A 15648-nucleotide genomic window follows, 5' to 3' on the forward strand; every position below is an offset into this window, starting at 1 on the left:
ATCAGTCGATCGCGATCAGGGCACGAAGCTCGGACGCAGCGACACGTTGGCGAAGGCGTTAGCGCCGCCGAGCACGGTGATGAACCAGCTGCCGGCCTGCGGCGCGCCGATCAGGATCACTTCGTTGTTGCCGGTGCGGATCGAACGCTGGTCGTAGTCGCTCGCGGTCGGCGCGCTGCCGCGCTTGGCGTACAGGGCGATGTCGCCGCTGCCGCCGACGGTGACGATGCGCAGGTTGCGCGCACCGGCCGGCACGTCGATGCGATACACGCGCGCTTCGTTGGCCGCGCCGGACACCAGCACGCTCTGGCCGTTGCCGATCGGCGTGGCCGGCGGACCGGCGGCGATGATGGCGACGGAGGCTTCGGCGCTGTCGTTGGCGGCGACCAGGTCCTGCGAGGTGGTGGTGCCGGCGACCGCGAGCTTGACCGTCTTGCCGACCAGGTCGGCGGTGGCGGTGGCCGACAGCGAGAAGGTGTCCTGCGTGTTCACCGCCAGCTGCGCCTTGCTGCAGGCGACCGAGGTCTTGCCGTCGGCGATCTGCGGTGCATCGCAGGTCCAACCCTGGCCGAAGGCGGTCACGCTGAGCGACGGCACTTCGGCGTCGAGAGCGAGACCCAGGCCGACCGCGGTGGCGAGCCCGGGGCCCTGGTTGCGCACGTTGACCGCGTAACCGTAGGGCTGGCCCACCGGCACCGGATCCGGCAAGGCGCTGGCGTGGACCGCGATGTCGGCGATTTCGCGCGGGAACAGGTAGGTCACCACCGGGTCGTGGTCGGACAGGCGCGAGGGCGAGTCGGCCAGGTTGCGGTTGACCTCCGGGAAGTCGGCGTTGATGCGCGCATGCGCCGGCACGATGCGGCTGGTGCTGACGACCATTTCTTCGTTGACCAGCACGTGGTCCAGGCTCTGCGCCATGCCGTCGAACACGAACGAATAGCGCTCGCTCGGCTCGGTGATGCTGGCCAGGTTGATCAGGTCGGGATTGACCAGATCGGCGCCGTCGCCGGGCACCACGGTGGCGTTGTCCGGGCTCGGCGTGCCGGTGACCACGTTCATCGCGTCGACGTAGCCGTCGTTGAATTCGAACGCGTTGAAGTCGCCGAGCACGATCAGGCGGGTGGACGGGTTGTCGGTCTGGCGCTGGTTGAGGTAGGTCGCCAGGAACTCGGCCTGACGCTGACGCTTGGCGCGCACGCGCTGGCCGTCGGCATCGTCGGTTTCCGCGCCGTTGAGCGAGCGCTGATGCACGACCACCACGCTGAGCGGGAACTCGCGGCCGTCGGCGTAATGCACGATCGCGTCGAGCGCGAGCGGCGGACGATCGTTGAGCAGGCTGCTGCCGCCCGCCGGTTCAGTCCACAGCGTGTCCTTGCCGACCTGGGCGACCGACACGACCTGCACGCGCGGCTTGCCCGGCAGCACTTCGCCGGTCTTGACCAGGTAACCCACGTCGATGCCGCCGACGTCGTTGCCTTCCATCAGGTACGCGACGTAGTTCGGGTTCGGCTGGCCGGCCGCGACCGCGTCGGTGTTGATGCGCGCGGCGAGGTCCTGCAGCACGGTCAGGTTTTCCACTTCGACCGCGCCGAGGATGTCGGGGGTCTTGAGGAAATCGCGGATGCCGAGCGAGGCCTTCTTCTTGCGCAGATCGTACGCGGCCGCGGTCAGGATCGGTTCGCCGATCGCCGGGTCGTTGACGGTGTCGAAGAAGCGCTCGAGGTTGTAGCCGGCGACCGAGACCGCGTTCGGGTCGACGGTTTCCACCGCCGCGTGCGGCGCCGGCCCCGGGGTGACGTTGACCGTCGCGCCCGGATCGACCAGCAGGGTGTAGCGGCGGAAGCCGTAGTCGAGCGGGCCGGTCATGCCGGTGATCACCGCGCCGTTGGCCACTTCCAGCTTCGGCGCGCCGAGCGCGTCGCTGTCGACGGTCATCAGTTCGGCGTTGCCGTCCCAGCGCGGGATCGGCGGCGAGGTGCCGCCGCCCGGGATCGGCGTGCCCGGCTGGATGCCCGGTTCGCGGAACGGACGCGGCACGCTGCCGATCACGCCGTGGAAGATGCCGTTGCTGGTGCCGGTCGCGTTGGGCTCGTTGGTGCTGCCCTTGGTCGGCGCGGTCACGGTGAAGCTCGGGATCGCCACGCGCATGGCTTCGAAGCGTTCCAGCGCGTCCAGCGGCGAGGTCGGCAGCACCTGCGGCAGCACCACCGGCACCGGCAGGGTGTCGGTGCCGGTCTGGGTGTAGGTGGCGAAGCTGATCTCGGTCAGCGGCAGCTGGCCCAGGTCGGCGGTCGGGATGAACTCGACCACGGTGCCGCTCACGCGCACGCGGTTGCCCACCGTGGCCGCCGCGGTCGGCGCGGTGCTGGTGAACACGTAGATGCCTTCGGAGGTCGCCGGATCCGCGTCGGCCTCGGCGTCGCTGGCCTGGACGAAGAAGCCGTTGTTCTTGCGGCCGGTGACCACGCCCTGGAAGGTCACGGTCTGGCCGGTCAGCGGCGAGGTCGCGCCATTGCCCTGGATGTCGTGGATCGGCACCAGGGTGACGTCGTCGTTGGCGATGGTCGCGGTCGCCTGGGCGAACGCCGGCGGGGCCGGCAGGCCGCCGCTGGTGACCTGGACCCGCAACTGGAAGGTCTCGTTGGGTTCCTGGACGGTGTCGCCGTTGACGGTGACCGTCACCGTGGCCGAACTCTGGCCCTCGGCGATGGTGCCGGTGGCGCCGGCCAGGGCGACGTAGTCGCTGCCCGCGGTGGCGGTGCCGTCGACGGTCGAGGCCGACCAGGCCACGCCGCCCGCGCCGGCCGGCTGGCTCAGGCTCAGGGTGAACACGAACGAGGTGGTGCCGGCGTCGCCTTCGTCGAGCGAGACGTCGGCGACCGACAGCACCGGCTGATTGCCGCCGGCGCAGGCGAACACCGGCGAGGCGCTGTTGCGCGGGGTCGGTTCGACGATGTCGAAGTCGGCGCTGTTGTTGTCGGTGTCGGTGCAGCCGTTGTTCTTGCGCACCGCGCCGGTGGCGTTGGCGGTGTTCGCGGTCGGCGTGCCTTCCGAGCAGGTCGTCGCGCTGCCGAAGCCGACGGTGTCGACGCGGCCGGCCGGGCAGGCGCCGCTGAGCGCGGTGGCGTTGTTGACCAGTGCGACCTTGCCGGCGCTGCCGGACATCGCGATCGTGCCGACCACATCGGGCGTGGGCAGCACATCGGTGCCGCCGCTGCCGTCGGCCTGCTTGATCAGGTAGTAGCCGCCGGGCGCGATCGAGCCGGTCAGCGTGGTGCGCTGCCAGGCGCCGGTGCCGGCGGACGAGTTGTACTGCACGCTCCAGCCGCTCAGATCAACGGCGCTGGTGCCGTTGTTGTGCAGCTCGATGAAATCGCTCTTGTAGCGGGCGCCGTTGTTGCCGCCGCCGCCGTAGGCCTGACTGATCACGACCTGCGCCTGCGCCGAACCGGCCGCCGCTAAGGTCAATACCGCCGCCGCCAAAAGGCGGCTCGTGCGCTTGTCCATGTGGTTCCCCATGTGAGCGTCTGCCCGACCTCCCCGGTCGCAGACGGCTGGATTGTGCATCAATACTCACTTTTTGGCGTTGCAGGAGCATGACGCGGGTCACGCTCAGCCCGGCCGCGCCGGCCCGGGCGCATTCAGCGGAGCGGCCCGCGCGAACGCCGGCGCAGGCCTGCTGCGTCGCAACAAGAACCCCCGGCTCGCGCCGGGGGCGAATCATCCGCGTCTTGCCGCGGGCCGCGGCGCCCCATGGACGCCGCGACGCCGCGGCGCCGGGGTCAGGGCTGCGGCACGGGCAGGGCGGGCAGGATCTCGATCGAGGTCTGGGCGGCGTTGTCGGACGGATCGGCATCGAGCGCCGAGGAGACCGCCGACGCGGCCAGGGTGATCGATCGGCCGGCCCGCTCGGGCGTGGCGGAGAAGCTCAGGCTCACCGCGTTGCTCGACGGCCCTTGCGGCGAGACGTTCAAGCCGGTGCAGGCCACGCTGGTGCGGCCGTCGGCGGTCACCGGCGGCTCGCAGGTCCAGTTGGGCGAATGCACGCTCACCCACAGCGGCTCGACCGGTTCCGACAAGGCTAGGCCCAGGCCGACCTGCCGGGCCACCTCCGGACCGAGGTTCTGCACCTGCGCGGTGAAGGTCGGCTGCATCGACTCGCCGACCCGATGGCTCGGCGCGGAGTGCTGCGCCCACACCCGCAACGAGGCCTGGTCGCGCGGCACCAGCCGCACATGCACCGGATCGGTGTCGCCGCCGCGTATCGCGCTGGTCTCGTCGTCGCGCCATCGCGCCGGGAAATCGGCGTTGATGCGCGCGCGTTCGAGTTCGATCGACTCGGTCTGCATCAGCAGGCGCTCGTCGGCGAGTACGTGCTGCAGTTCCTGCCGGCTGCCCTGATCGATCGACGAGTAACGCTGCTCGCGCGCCTGGATGGCGGTGAGATCGATCAAGTCCGGTTCGACCTGATCGGCGCCGTCGTGCGCGACCATCGTCAGCAGCGGATCGCTGGGCGTGCCGACGATCGTGCCGAGCGGATCGACCAGGCCGTCGTTGAACGCATGCGCCTGGAAATCGCCGACGAACAACAGCGGCAAGCCATCCGCGGCGTGTTGCTGCTGCTGCGCCCATTGCGCCAGGAACTGGGCCTGATCGCGGCGCCGGTCGCGCAGACGTTCGGCCTGCACGCTGTCGGCGTCGAGGCCGTCCAGCGATTGCAATCGCACCAGCACGATCCGCGTTCGCAACGCGCTGCCGTCGGCGTAGTTGCTGCGCGTGTCGATGACCAGCGGCGGTTGATCGAACAAGGCGATCATGCCGCCGCCCGGCGCCTGCGCGAACGCGTTCGAACCGAGCTGCTCGATCTTGTCCACGATCACCCGCGCGCCGACGTTGACGATCGCGTCGCTGCGCACCAGGAAGCCGAGGTTGGTCGCGTTCGGGTCGTTGCCGGGCGGGGCGATCGCGCGGTATTGCGCGGCGGGCTGGCCGTTGCTCATGGCATCGCTGTCGATGCGGTTGGCCAGCCGTTGCAACAACAGCTCGTTCTCGACCCCGCTGACGGCGACGATGTCGGGCAGGCGCAGGTTTTCGCGGATACCGCGCGAGATCTTGCCGAGCCGCCGTTCCAGCGCGAACGGCATCGGCGCGGGCTGGCCGGAGCCGGGCGGGCTGGTGAAATCGAACAGATCGCGCAGGTCGTAATGGGCGAGCGTGGTCGCGCGCTGGCCCGGCGCGCCCGCGGCGACCAGCGACGGCGTCGGCGGCGATTGCGGCGGCAGCCAGGCCGGCGCATCGGCGTCCAGCACGATGCTGTAGCGGCCGCTGCGATGATCGAGCGGCCCGATCAGGCCGCCGATCGGCGCGCCGGCGGCGAGGTCGATCGGCGCATGGCCGGCGGCGGCGCTGTCGACGCCGAGCACTTCCGGATTGCCGTCCCAACGCGGCAGCCAGCCCTGAAACTGGCCCTGCCAATACACGGGATAGCGGGTGCCGGGTTCGCGTTCGGGCGCGACAAAGGGCGCGGCCGGATTCTGTCCGCCGTCGACGACGTAAAAGCGCCCGTCGCTGACGCTCTGGCCCGAGCTTATGTCGGTGATCGCGCCGGTCGGCCCGACCACGCGCGTCTGCGGCAACATCACCCGCATGCCTTCGTAGTGTTCGTAACCGCGCGCGCCGATGTGGTAATCCGGCAGCAACGCACTCGCCGGCGGCGGCAACAGCACCGGCTCGGTGCTCAGTTGCGTGACCGAGGGCGAACCGCCGATCGCGGTCATCGATTCGCGCTGCGGATTGTCGCCGGGACTCATCAGCTCGATCACCGTGCCGCTCGCACGCACGCGCTGCGCGCGCAGCTGCGGCGACGGCGCCGACGCGGTCTGCACGAACAGGCCTTCGGAGGTCTCCGGATCGGCGTCGGCCTGGCCGGCGTCGGCCTGCAGGAATAAACCGTCCTTGACCACCGCGGTGACGATGCCTTCGACGATCACCGACTGATCGCGCAACGGCGACACCGCGTCGCGGCCCTGCACCTCGTGGATCGGCGTGACGCGCAAATCGTCGTTGATGAGCGTGGCCTGGGTGTCGAGGTAATCGCCGTTGGCGGCGACCGCGCCAGCGGCGATCTTGATCCGCAGGTTGACGGTTTCATCGGTTTCGTAGCTCAAGTCGCCGAGCACCGGCAACACGAATCGCGCGCTGGTCTGTCCGGCGGGAATGACGCCGCTGGGATCGATCGCGTTGTAGTCCTCGCCCGGGACGGCGCTGCCGCCGGGCAGGATCAACGCGCTCCAGGCGACGCCGCCGGCGCCGGCCGGACGATCCAGCCGCAACTCGAACTCGAACGGCGTGATGCCCGCGTCGCCTTCGTTGCGCGCGACCGGCGACACCGTCAGCGTCGGCGGCGGCGCGCGGTCGTTGTCGCGGATGGTCGCGGTGAGGTCGAGGTAATCGCCGTTGGCGGTGACCGCGCCGGCGGCGACCTTGATCTGCAGGTTCACCGTTTCGTCGCTTTCGGCCACGGTGTCGCCCTTGATCGGCAGCACGACGATGGCTTCGCTCTGGCCCGGCGCGATGGTTCCGGACTTGTTGATCGCGAGGTAATCGTTGGCCGGCGAGGCGCTGCCGCCGGTGGTGGTGAACGCGCTCCAGGCGACGCCGTCGGGCCCGGCCGGACGATCGAGCCGCAGCGTGATCAGCGCATCGGCGTAGCCCGAATCGCCTTCGACGATCTCGCCCACGCTCGCGGTCAGCACCGGCGGCGCCGAGGTCGAACACACCAGCCTGAGCGCGGTGCTGCCGCGCGGCTTGGCGGTGGCGACGACGAAGTCGGCAGCGTTGACCTGGGTGTCGGTGCAGCCGCCGTTCTTGCGCAGTTGCGCGGTGGTGTTCGACGCGGACGAGGCCGGCGCGGCGCCTTCGGCGCAATTGGCCGCGCCGTAGCCGAGGAAATCGACCAGGCCGGTGGGGCAGGCCGCGCTCAGGGTGATGTTGTTCGCGACCAGCGCGACCTTGCCCAGGCCGGGCGTCATCGCGATGCCGCCGCTGGCGTTGTACGGCGGCAGGCTCAGGTTGCCGGCGCCGCTGCCTTGGCGGATCAGGTAATAGCCGCCGGCCGCGATGCTGCCGCTGAGCGGCGTGCGCAGCCAACTGCCGTTGTTCTGCGCGTATTGCACGCTCCAGCCGTTGAGGCTGACGGCGCTGTCGCCGTTGTTGTGCAACTCGATGAAGTCCGCGTTGTATCCGCTGGTGGTGCTCCCCGCGCCACCGTAGACCTGGGAAATGACGACCTGGGCCTGAGCGTTGCCGGCCGAGGCCAAGGCCAAAGCGATCCCCGCCGCGAGCGCGCGGCTTGTGAGTTTGTGCATGAATTCCCCTTGGAAAGTGCGCCTGCGGACTGGAACCGACAGCGTTGCGCTGTAGTGGGCAGGCGCGTTTATTTTACGTTTGCGGTGTCGCACGGATCGCGACAGCGTGCACGCGGCGCACGATGCGAGCACGCGATGGCGCAGGCGTTGCGGCCCCGCGCCCGGCCCGATGCGCTACGCTTTGCGCCCCTGCCGCGAGCCCCGCCGATGTCCGTCGAAAAGAACCAGCGCGAACTGGAAAGCGGTATCCATACCGACCTGCACGGACGCATCACCTACAGCGGCTATCTGCAGCTGGACAAACTGCTGTCGGCCCAGCGCGGCCTGGCCGATCCGGCGCACCACGACGAGATGCTCTTCATCATCCAGCACCAGGTCTCGGAGCTGTGGATGAAGTTGATCGTCCACGAGTTGAGCGCCGCGCTGATCCACCTGCGCCGCGATCAGGTCTGGCAGAGCCAGAAAGTGATCGCGCGCTGCAAGCAGGTGCTGCGTCAGCTGACCGAGCAATGGTCGGTGCTGGAAACGCTGACGCCGTCGGAATACATGGGGTTCCGTGAAACGCTCGGGCCGTCCTCCGGTTTCCAGTCGCTGCAGTACCGCACCATCGAATTCATGCTCGGCAACAAGAACGAGGCGATGCTGCGGGTGTTCGCGCACGACCCCGACGGCCAGGTCGAACTCGAACGCGCGTTGTCCGCGCCGAGCCTGTACGACGAATTCCTGATGTACCTGTCGCGCTTCGGCCACGACATCCCGGCCAGCCATCTGCAGCGCGACTGGCGCCGTCCGCACGTCAGCGACCCGGCGTTGCAGCCGGTGTTCGAGCGCATCTACGAGAACACCGACGTCTACTGGCGCGAATACGCGCTGTGCGAGGACCTGGTCGACCTGGAGACCCAGTTCCAGTTGTGGCGGTTCCGCCACATGCGCACGGTGATGCGCATCATCGGCTTCAAGCGCGGCACCGGCGGGTCCAGCGGCGTGGGCTTCCTCAAGCAGGCGTTGGAGCTGACCTTCTTTCCGGAGTTGTTCGAAGTGCGCACCAGTATCGGCGTTGCCGGAGGGTACGGAGCTGCCGGCGGCTACGGAGCGGCCGAGCCCGGTCAGGGCTGCCCGGTCGGCGGTGGGGCCGGCCCGGCCTGACGTTTGATGTTTTGCTCCTTCCCCCGCTAGCGGGGGAAGGCTGGGATGGGGCGCGCCGGCCGGCGTGCCCTCACCCGCAGGCGGGAGAGGTGCTTTTGGACGGTCCGAAGCCACACCGGCGCCCGCGGCTTCCCGGACCGCAATCATCGCGCTCCCGCATGGCCTTCCTGTAGGAGCGGCGCAAGCCGCGACCGCGAATCCACACCCACCGCGCCCACATCGAAGCCCGTCCGACGAGACCCGTCGAGGTGACAGTTGTCACCCGATCCCCGCACGTAAGCATCCCAAACCCCGAACTTCGCCCCTCGGTTCGTGCAAAATCCACCCCTATTCAGGCACTTGCAGGCGCAAATGTTGCGCCGCAGCACATCGCGACAGGCTTCACAAAGGTTTGACGTGACCGGCCCGCACCGGTAAATCTCCCCGACCCGTGCCGTCGGCGTGGGATTTTCATTCAGTTTCCACACGACAGGGGACACCGCATGAGCGGAGCCGCACCAGCCACCCAGGGCACCGCGCCCATCCCGGATTTCACGCAGCGACTCGGGCATCCCAGACCCTTGTGGATGCTGTTCATGACCGAGTTCTGGGAGCGCTTCGCCTTCTACGGCATCCGCTGGGCGCTCGTGCTCTACATCGTGCATCAGTTCCACGGCGGCGACGCCTCCGGCGAAGCCTCGGCCAACCGCGTCTACGGCGCCTACCTGGCCCTGGTCTACGCCGCGGCGATCTTCGGCGGCTATGTCGCCGACCGCATCCTCGGGTATCAACGCTCGATCCTGCTCGGCGCGGTGATCATGGCGGCCGGCTTGTTCATGATCGCCCTGCCCAACGAGCAGATCTTCAAGCTCGGTCTGGCCACGATCATCTGCGGCAACGGCCTGTTCAAGCCGAACATCTCGACCATGGTCGGCAAGCTCTACAGCACCGGCGACGAACGCCGCGACTCGGGCTTCACCATCTTCTACATGGGCATCAACCTCGGCGCGATGGTCGCGCCGCTGCTGACCCAGTGGCTGGCGAAGAAGATCTTCGGCAGCGAGACCATGCCGGACTACAAGATGGTGTTCCTGTCCGCCGGCGTGGGCATGCTGATCAGCCTGGTGTGGTTCTGGTTCGGCCGCCAGCAGTTGCAGGGCATCGGCCGTCCGCCGGAAGGCAAGGCCGAAAAGGCCAAGGTGCTGTACGTGTTCCTCGGCGCGCTGGTCGCGATTCCGATCGTGTACTTCCTGCTCGCCATGGGCGCGAACGCGCTGCAGGGCGTGCTGACCGCGATGTTCCTGGGCCTGTGCGCCCTGCTGCTGGTGGAAGGCTTCCGTGAAGGTTCGGTGCAGCGCGACAAGGTGATCGCGATGCTGATCATCTTCACCTTCAACATCCTGTTCTGGATGTTCTTCGAGCAGGCGGGCAGCTCGTTCACCTTCCTCGCCGACAAGATCGTCAACCGCGACATCTTCGGCACCTCGATGGCCGACTTCGTGTTCAGCATCAGCGGCGAGCGGGTGTTCCCGACCGCGTGGTTCCAGTCGGTCAACTCGGTCGCGATCATCACCCTGGCGCCGCTGATCGCCTGGATCTGGGTGGCGATGGGCCGCGCCAATCCGTCGATCCCGCGCAAGTTCGGCCTGGGCCTGATCTTCAACGGCCTGGCCTTCCTGCTGCTGATGTTCGCGCTGACCAAGCTGGTCGGCGAAGCCGGCAAGATCCCGTTCTGGACCTTGTTCGCGGTGTACTGGATCCAGTCGATCGGCGAGCTGTGCCTGTCGCCGATCGGTCTGTCGATGGTGACCAAGCTGGCGCCGGTGCGCCTGGTCGGTTTCGGCATGGGCGGTTGGTTCCTGTCGACCGGCATCGGCAACAACCTGTCGGGCATCTTCGCCGGCGTGGTCAGCGGCGAAGGCGGCATGACCACGACGTCGGCGTTGAGCGGTTACACCTTCGGTTTCTGGGCGTTGGTGGGCGCGGGTGGTCTGTTGTTCCTGATCGCGCCGCTGGTGCAGAAGTTGATGCACGGGGTGAAGTGATCGGGTTGTGCTGATCGCTTGATCGCTCTATCGAAAACGGCAGCTCAGGCTGCCGTTTTCGTTTCTGGGGATTGGGGAGGCGGGCCATAAAGCAAAAATGGCAGAGGCAGAAGCAATGGCGACACGAGGGACAAAGTGCCTCGTTGCGCGAAACCCGAACGCAGAAACCCAGCGCGAAACCTCAGCGCGTATCCGCCGCCATCTCCGCCTCGGCCTGCATCTCCAACTCGTCCAGCCGATCCAGCAACCGGAACAGCGCCTCGCGCTCGGCCGGGTCGATGTCGACCAGCAACCGCTGCTCGAACGCCAACGCCATCGGCGCGACCTCGTCGTAGATCTTGTAACCATCCGGGGACAACTGCAGCACCGAACGACGGCGGTCGTCGTCGTGGGTCTCGCGCTCCAGGCGGCCGGCCTCGGTCAGGCGGGCGACCGCGCGGCTGACCGCGACCTTGTCCATCGCGGTGCGCTGGGCGACCTCGTTGGCCGACAGGCCCGGGTAGCGGCCCAACACGGCCATGACCCGCCACTCGGTCACGCTCAGCGCGTACCGCTGCGAATACACCCGCGCGATCGCGCTGCTGACCCGGTTCGACAGCACCGACAGGCGATACGGCAGGAAGTGCTCGAGGTCGAGCTCGGCATGGCGGGCGCCGCCCACGGCCTTGCTGGGGCTGGGGGCCGGGCTCGGCGGGACGGGTGATTCAGGATCCGGATTCGGTCGATTCATGTTGCACTGTGCCTTGCTTATGGTTTCATGTGAAACTATAACGACCCTTTCCCCGAGGCCGTCCGCAGCGGACCTGGCCGCCACCCGAGAACAATGCCATGAATGCACAGCCCAACCTCGGCATGCAGGTCACCACCTTCGAAAATCCGCTCGGCATCGACGGCTTCGAGTTCGTCGAATTCGCCGCGCCGGCCGGCCAAGCCGAGCAGCTTCACGCCTATTTCCGCGGCATGGGCTTCACCGCCGTGCTGCGCCACAAGTCGCGGCCGATCACCGTGTACCGCCAGGGCGGGGTGAACTTCCTGATCAACGAAACGCCCGACAGCTTCGCCTCGGCCTTCGCCCAGGCCCACGGCCCGTGCGCCTGCGGCTTCGCGATCCGGTTCAAGAAGCCGGCCGGAGAAGTGTTCGACGCTGTGCTCGCCAACGGCGGCGAAGCGATCGGCGACGGCGCCGACACCCGCGCGATCGACGCGCCGGTGGTCAAGGGCATCGGCGATTGCATGCTGTACCTGGTCGATCAGTACGGCGGCAACGGCAGCGCCTACGGCGACTACGAGCCGATCGCGGGCGCCGACCAGAATCCGACCGGGTTCGGCCTGACCTTCATCGATCACCTGACCCACAACCTGTACTTCGGCAACATGCAGAAGTGGTCGGATTATTACGAGCGTCTGTTCAACTTCCGCGAGATCCGCTACTTCGACATCAAGGGCGTCAAGACCGGCCTGGTGTCCAAGGCGATGACCGCGCCCGACGGCGTGGTGCGCATCCCGCTCAACGAATCCAACGATCCCAAGTCGCAGATCAACGAGTATCTGGACGCCTACAAGGGCGAGGGCATCCAGCACATCGCCTGCTTCACCGACAACATCTACGAGACCGTCGAGGCGATGCGCGCGCAGAACATCGATTTCCTCGACACCCCGGATACCTATTTCGACGTGATCGACCTGCGCGTGCCGAATCACGGCGAGGACGTGCCGCGTCTTGCCAAGAACAAGATCCTGATCGACGCCGACCCGGAAACCCATCAGCGCAAGCTGCTGCAGATCTTCACCAAGAACGCGATCGGCCCGATCTTCTTCGAGATCATCCAGCGCAAGGGCAACGAAGGCTTCGGCGAAGGCAATTTCCAGGCCTTGTTCGAAAGCATCGAGCGCGATCAGATCCAGCGCGGCGTGCTGTAATAGGCGACCGTGCCGCGAAGGAGTCGCAATGCTGAAGGAACTCGTCGATCTGCTGACCTGCCGGGAACTCGATCCTGACGAACTGGCGTCGCTGGTCGCCACGATCGAAGGCGCGGCGGACGATCCGGATCTGGACTGGATGGACGATCCCTCGCCAGAAGAGCTGATCCAGAACGCGATCGTGTTCAAGCTCGTCAACCACCTCGCCGTGGGCGACAAGATCGACGAAGTGCACGAGCAAATCAGCGACTTCTTCGCCGAGCCGCTGGCGGATTTTCCGCGTCACGCCAACGGGCGCTGGTACCTGCCGGACGAATACTTCGCCTGGCTGGACCCGCTGCTGGCCGAACGCGGAAAAGACGGCGGCGGCTATCAGTTGTTCCTGCTCGACGACAGTTTCAGCGACCAGTTGAACGCCTTGCTGGTCTGGCGCAAGGACGCCGCGCGGGTGCTGGAACTGGCGCGCGAGTTGGCGCTTTCGATCGAACCGTCGACCCAGCGCTCGTTGGGTCATCGCCCGATCATGTGATGGGCGGCGTCGGCGCCTCGCCGGTGTTCCGGCGTCGGCGCCATCGCCGCGAAGATTCAAGACGCCGCCGCCCACCGGCGACGTCGCGCCGCCGTCGAGGGGCGTCCAACAGCCCAGCGAGCCCGTATGAGCACCGCAGCCAACGACATCGACAACGTCATCCCGATGCCCAGCACCGACAGCGTCAGCCAGCGTCCGCGCGGCTACATGAGCGGTTTCGGCAACGAATTCGCCACCGAGGCGATCGCCGGCACCTTGCCGGAAGGGCAGAATTCGCCGCAGCGCGCGCCGCACGGCCTGTACGCCGAGCAGCTCAGCGGCACCGCGTTCACCGCGCCGCGCAAGGAAAACCGCCGCAGCTGGCTGTACCGGATCCGTCCGGCGGCGATGCACGGGACCTTCGCGCCGTTCCATCAGCCGCGCCTGCACAACGATTTCGGCGACGGCCCGGTCTCGCCCGATCAGCTGCGCTGGGACCCGCTGCCATTGCCCGACACCGAGGTCGATTTCGTCGACGGCCTGTACACCATGGCCGGCAACGGGTCGGCCGCCGGCCAGCACGGTTGCGGCATCCATCTGTATGCGGCCAATCGCTCGATGCAGGGGCGGTATTTCTACGACGCCGACGGCGAGCTGCTGATCGTGCCGCAGCAAGGCCGCCTGTTGCTGGCGACCGAGTTGGGCGCGATCGAGGTCGAGCCGCAGGAAATGGCGGTGATTCCGCGCGGCATCCGCTTCCGCGTCGAACTGCTCGACGGCGCCTCGCGCGGCTACGTGTGCGAGAACTTCGGCGCGTTGCTGCGCCTGCCCGACCTCGGCCCGATCGGTTCCAACGGTCTGGCCAATCCGCGCGACTTCCTGACCCCGCATGCGTCCTACGAAGATATCGAGGGCGAGTTCGAACTGATCGCCAAGTTCCAGGGCCATCTGTGGCGCGCCGAGATCGGCCACTCGCCGCTGGACGTGGTCGGTTGGCACGGCAACTACGCGCCGTACAAGTTCGACATGCGCCGCTTCAACACCATCGGTTCGATCAGTTTCGATCATCCCGATCCGTCGATCTTCACCGTGCTGACCTCGCCGAGCGATACGCCCGGCACGGCCAATATCGACTTCGTGATCTTCCCGCCGCGCTGGCTGGTCGCGCAGCACACGTTCCGGCCGCCGTGGTTCCACCGCAACGTCGCCAGCGAGTTCATGGGGCTGGTGCACGGCGCCTACGACGCCAAGGCCGATGGGTTCGCGCCGGGCGGTTCGTCGCTGCACAACTGCATGACCGGGCATGGGCCCGATGCGCAGACCTTCGAGAAGGCATCGCATGCCGATCTGAGTCAGGCGCATGTGATCGTCGATACGCTGGCTTTCATGTTCGAGACGCGCGCGGTGATCAGACCGACCGCGCAGGCGTTCGATGCGCCGCACCGGCAGCGCGACTATCAGGCCTGCTGGGCCGGGCTGCGCAAGCACTTCGATCCGAATTCGCGGGAGTAAGTGGGGCGTTTCGAGGCGGTCGCTTCGAACCTGCATGTACCGACAAAAAACGCGCGGCTTCGGCCGCGCGTTTTCGTTTGAACACCGATATCGCCGAGATGTTTTTGTGGGCGGGGCTTTGGCCCCGATGCTTTTCGATCGGATAGAGGTAGAGATTCGATTCGATCTGAGCCAAGAGTGTCGGGGCTGAAGCCCCTCCTACAAAAAACCTCTCGATTTCGACATGGGGTGGGTGCAGCTGCGCGCATTCGAACGCAACCTCGCGTTGGAGCAAGCGCGAATCCAGCCGCGAACCCTTCGCTTCTCGCCGCGTTCACGCAAAACCGCTAGGCTGATTCGGCCATTCGAATCGCGCCTTGTGCGCCGGAGTTCCGCCGATGAAACTTGCGCCGATGTCGATCGCGCCACGCCGCGCCGTGCTGTTCGCCGCCGTGGTGTTGAGCCTGGGCCTGGCCGCCTGCCAGCGCGAGGCTGCGCCGGCCGACGCGGCGACGCCGGCCGCGACCGCCGCGCCGGAGGCCAACCCGGCGCCGATCACCGATCAGCCCGCCGAAAGCGTTCCGCCCGCGACCGCGCCGGTGTCCAATCCGCCGCCGGCCGCCAGCGACACCCAGGCGCGCTTCGATGGCTACGGCGCCATGCGCTTCGGCATGAGCGCCGAGCAGGCCAAGCAGGCCTGGGGCGGCGAGCTCAAGGGCAAGCCGCCGGCCGACGGAGGTTGCTACTACCTGCAGCCGATCTGGGTGACCAACCCGCGCGATTTCGCCTTCATGGTCGAGGACGGCAAGTTCGTCCGCCTCGATGTGGGCAACGACAAGGAGACCGCGCCCGGCGGCGGCAAGCGCGGCATGAGCGCCGATGAAATCGGCAAGCTCTACGCCGGCCGGGTCGAGCAGCAGAACCACAAGTACGTGCAGGGCGGCCATTACCTGCGGGTCAGCGACAGCGCGGGCGGCGCGGGTGCGCTGGTGTTCGAAACTGATGTCACCGGAAAGGTGACCTCCTGGCGTATCGGTCTGCCGCCGCAGGTGGATTACGTCGAAGGCTGCGGTTGAGCCGTCGCCGACCGCGCCATGGCCGCTGAGCCGTTACGGGCAGCGGACCGGCGTCGCGCCATGACAGGCCGGCCACTGCCGGCCCGGCCACGACGTTAGAATCGGGACCGATGCGC

General features: G+C 67.6%; 9 protein-coding genes. 6 read left to right on the forward strand and 3 right to left on the reverse strand.

Translation table 11 applies throughout. The features are described 5' to 3' along the window. Positions 1-15 precede the first annotated feature (15 nt). Together AC3A4T_RS10910 and AC3A4T_RS10915 are read right to left on the reverse strand one after the other, a co-directional pair. Positions 16-3507 (reverse strand): lamin tail domain-containing protein, encoded by a 3492-nt coding sequence (locus tag AC3A4T_RS10910; RefSeq protein WP_487675413.1) that lies wholly within the window; start codon positions 3505-3507, stop codon positions 16-18. 275 nt (positions 3508-3782) lie between these two features. Beyond that, the gene (locus tag AC3A4T_RS10915) at positions 3783-7367 is read right to left on the reverse strand and encodes a lamin tail domain-containing protein (protein ID WP_487675414.1); all 3585 of its coding nucleotides are present in this window, start codon (positions 7365-7367) and stop codon (positions 3783-3785) included. A 207-nt stretch (positions 7368-7574) separates the two neighbouring features. Here AC3A4T_RS10915 and AC3A4T_RS10920 point away from each other — a divergent pair, with 207 nt between their 5' ends. Both AC3A4T_RS10920 and AC3A4T_RS10925 read left to right on the forward strand, forming a co-directional pair. Beyond that, on the forward strand, positions 7575-8513 hold the full coding sequence (locus AC3A4T_RS10920) for a tryptophan 2,3-dioxygenase (RefSeq protein ID WP_487675415.1): 939 nt from the start codon (positions 7575-7577) through the stop codon (positions 8511-8513). A 482-nt stretch (positions 8514-8995) separates the two neighbouring features. After that, positions 8996-10537 (forward strand): peptide MFS transporter, encoded by a 1542-nt coding sequence (locus AC3A4T_RS10925; protein WP_487675416.1) that lies wholly within the window; start codon positions 8996-8998, stop codon positions 10535-10537. Positions 10538-10718: 181 nt separating this feature from the next. Here the strand turns inward: AC3A4T_RS10925 and AC3A4T_RS10930 are convergent, their stop codons facing one another. Then, positions 10719-11267, reverse strand: coding sequence for a MarR family winged helix-turn-helix transcriptional regulator (locus tag AC3A4T_RS10930; protein WP_487675417.1), 549 nt, complete (start codon positions 11265-11267; stop codon positions 10719-10721). A gap of 98 nt (positions 11268-11365) precedes the next feature. On the opposite strand from AC3A4T_RS10930, the gene hppD reads away from it, so the two are divergent. The 4 genes from hppD to AC3A4T_RS10950 all read left to right on the forward strand — a co-directional run bounded on the left by hppD (position 11366) and on the right by AC3A4T_RS10950 (position 15532). Next, the gene (gene hppD, locus AC3A4T_RS10935; RefSeq protein ID WP_487675418.1) at positions 11366-12457 is read left to right on the forward strand and encodes a 4-hydroxyphenylpyruvate dioxygenase; all 1092 of its coding nucleotides are present in this window, start codon (positions 11366-11368) and stop codon (positions 12455-12457) included. Between the two features lie 28 nt (positions 12458-12485). Further along, positions 12486-12986 (forward strand): hypothetical protein, encoded by a 501-nt coding sequence (locus tag AC3A4T_RS10940; protein WP_487675419.1) that lies wholly within the window; start codon positions 12486-12488, stop codon positions 12984-12986. Between the two features lie 165 nt (positions 12987-13151). Further along, positions 13152-14477, forward strand: coding sequence for a homogentisate 1,2-dioxygenase (gene hmgA / locus AC3A4T_RS10945; protein ID WP_487675595.1), 1326 nt, complete (start codon positions 13152-13154; stop codon positions 14475-14477). Between the two features lie 392 nt (positions 14478-14869). Then, positions 14870-15532: a lectin gene (locus tag AC3A4T_RS10950; RefSeq protein WP_487675596.1), complete on the forward strand. Its 663-nt coding sequence runs from the start codon at positions 14870-14872 to the stop codon at positions 15530-15532. The last annotated feature ends 116 nt before the right edge of the window (positions 15533-15648 follow it).

It is taken from the genome of Lysobacter sp. Soil_N_51, from assembly GCF_057655755.1.

Coding starts and splice junctions, on each gene's coding strand:
- AC3A4T_RS10910 (WP_487675413.1), bottom strand. CDS start 3,507: ATGGACAAGCGCACGAGCCGCCTTTTGGCGGCGGCGGTATTGACCTTA.
- AC3A4T_RS10915 (WP_487675414.1), bottom strand. CDS start 7,367: ATGCACAAACTCACAAGCCGCGCGCTCGCGGCGGGGATCGCTTTGGCC.
- AC3A4T_RS10920 (WP_487675415.1), top strand. CDS start 7,575: ATGTCCGTCGAAAAGAACCAGCGCGAACTGGAAAGCGGTATCCATACC.
- AC3A4T_RS10925 (WP_487675416.1), top strand. CDS start 8,996: ATGAGCGGAGCCGCACCAGCCACCCAGGGCACCGCGCCCATCCCGGAT.
- AC3A4T_RS10930 (WP_487675417.1), bottom strand. CDS start 11,267: ATGAATCGACCGAATCCGGATCCTGAATCACCCGTCCCGCCGAGCCCG.
- hppD (WP_487675418.1), top strand. CDS start 11,366: ATGAATGCACAGCCCAACCTCGGCATGCAGGTCACCACCTTCGAAAAT.
- AC3A4T_RS10940 (WP_487675419.1), top strand. CDS start 12,486: ATGCTGAAGGAACTCGTCGATCTGCTGACCTGCCGGGAACTCGATCCT.
- hmgA (WP_487675595.1), top strand. CDS start 13,152: ATGCCCAGCACCGACAGCGTCAGCCAGCGTCCGCGCGGCTACATGAGC.
- AC3A4T_RS10950 (WP_487675596.1), top strand. CDS start 14,870: ATGTCGATCGCGCCACGCCGCGCCGTGCTGTTCGCCGCCGTGGTGTTG.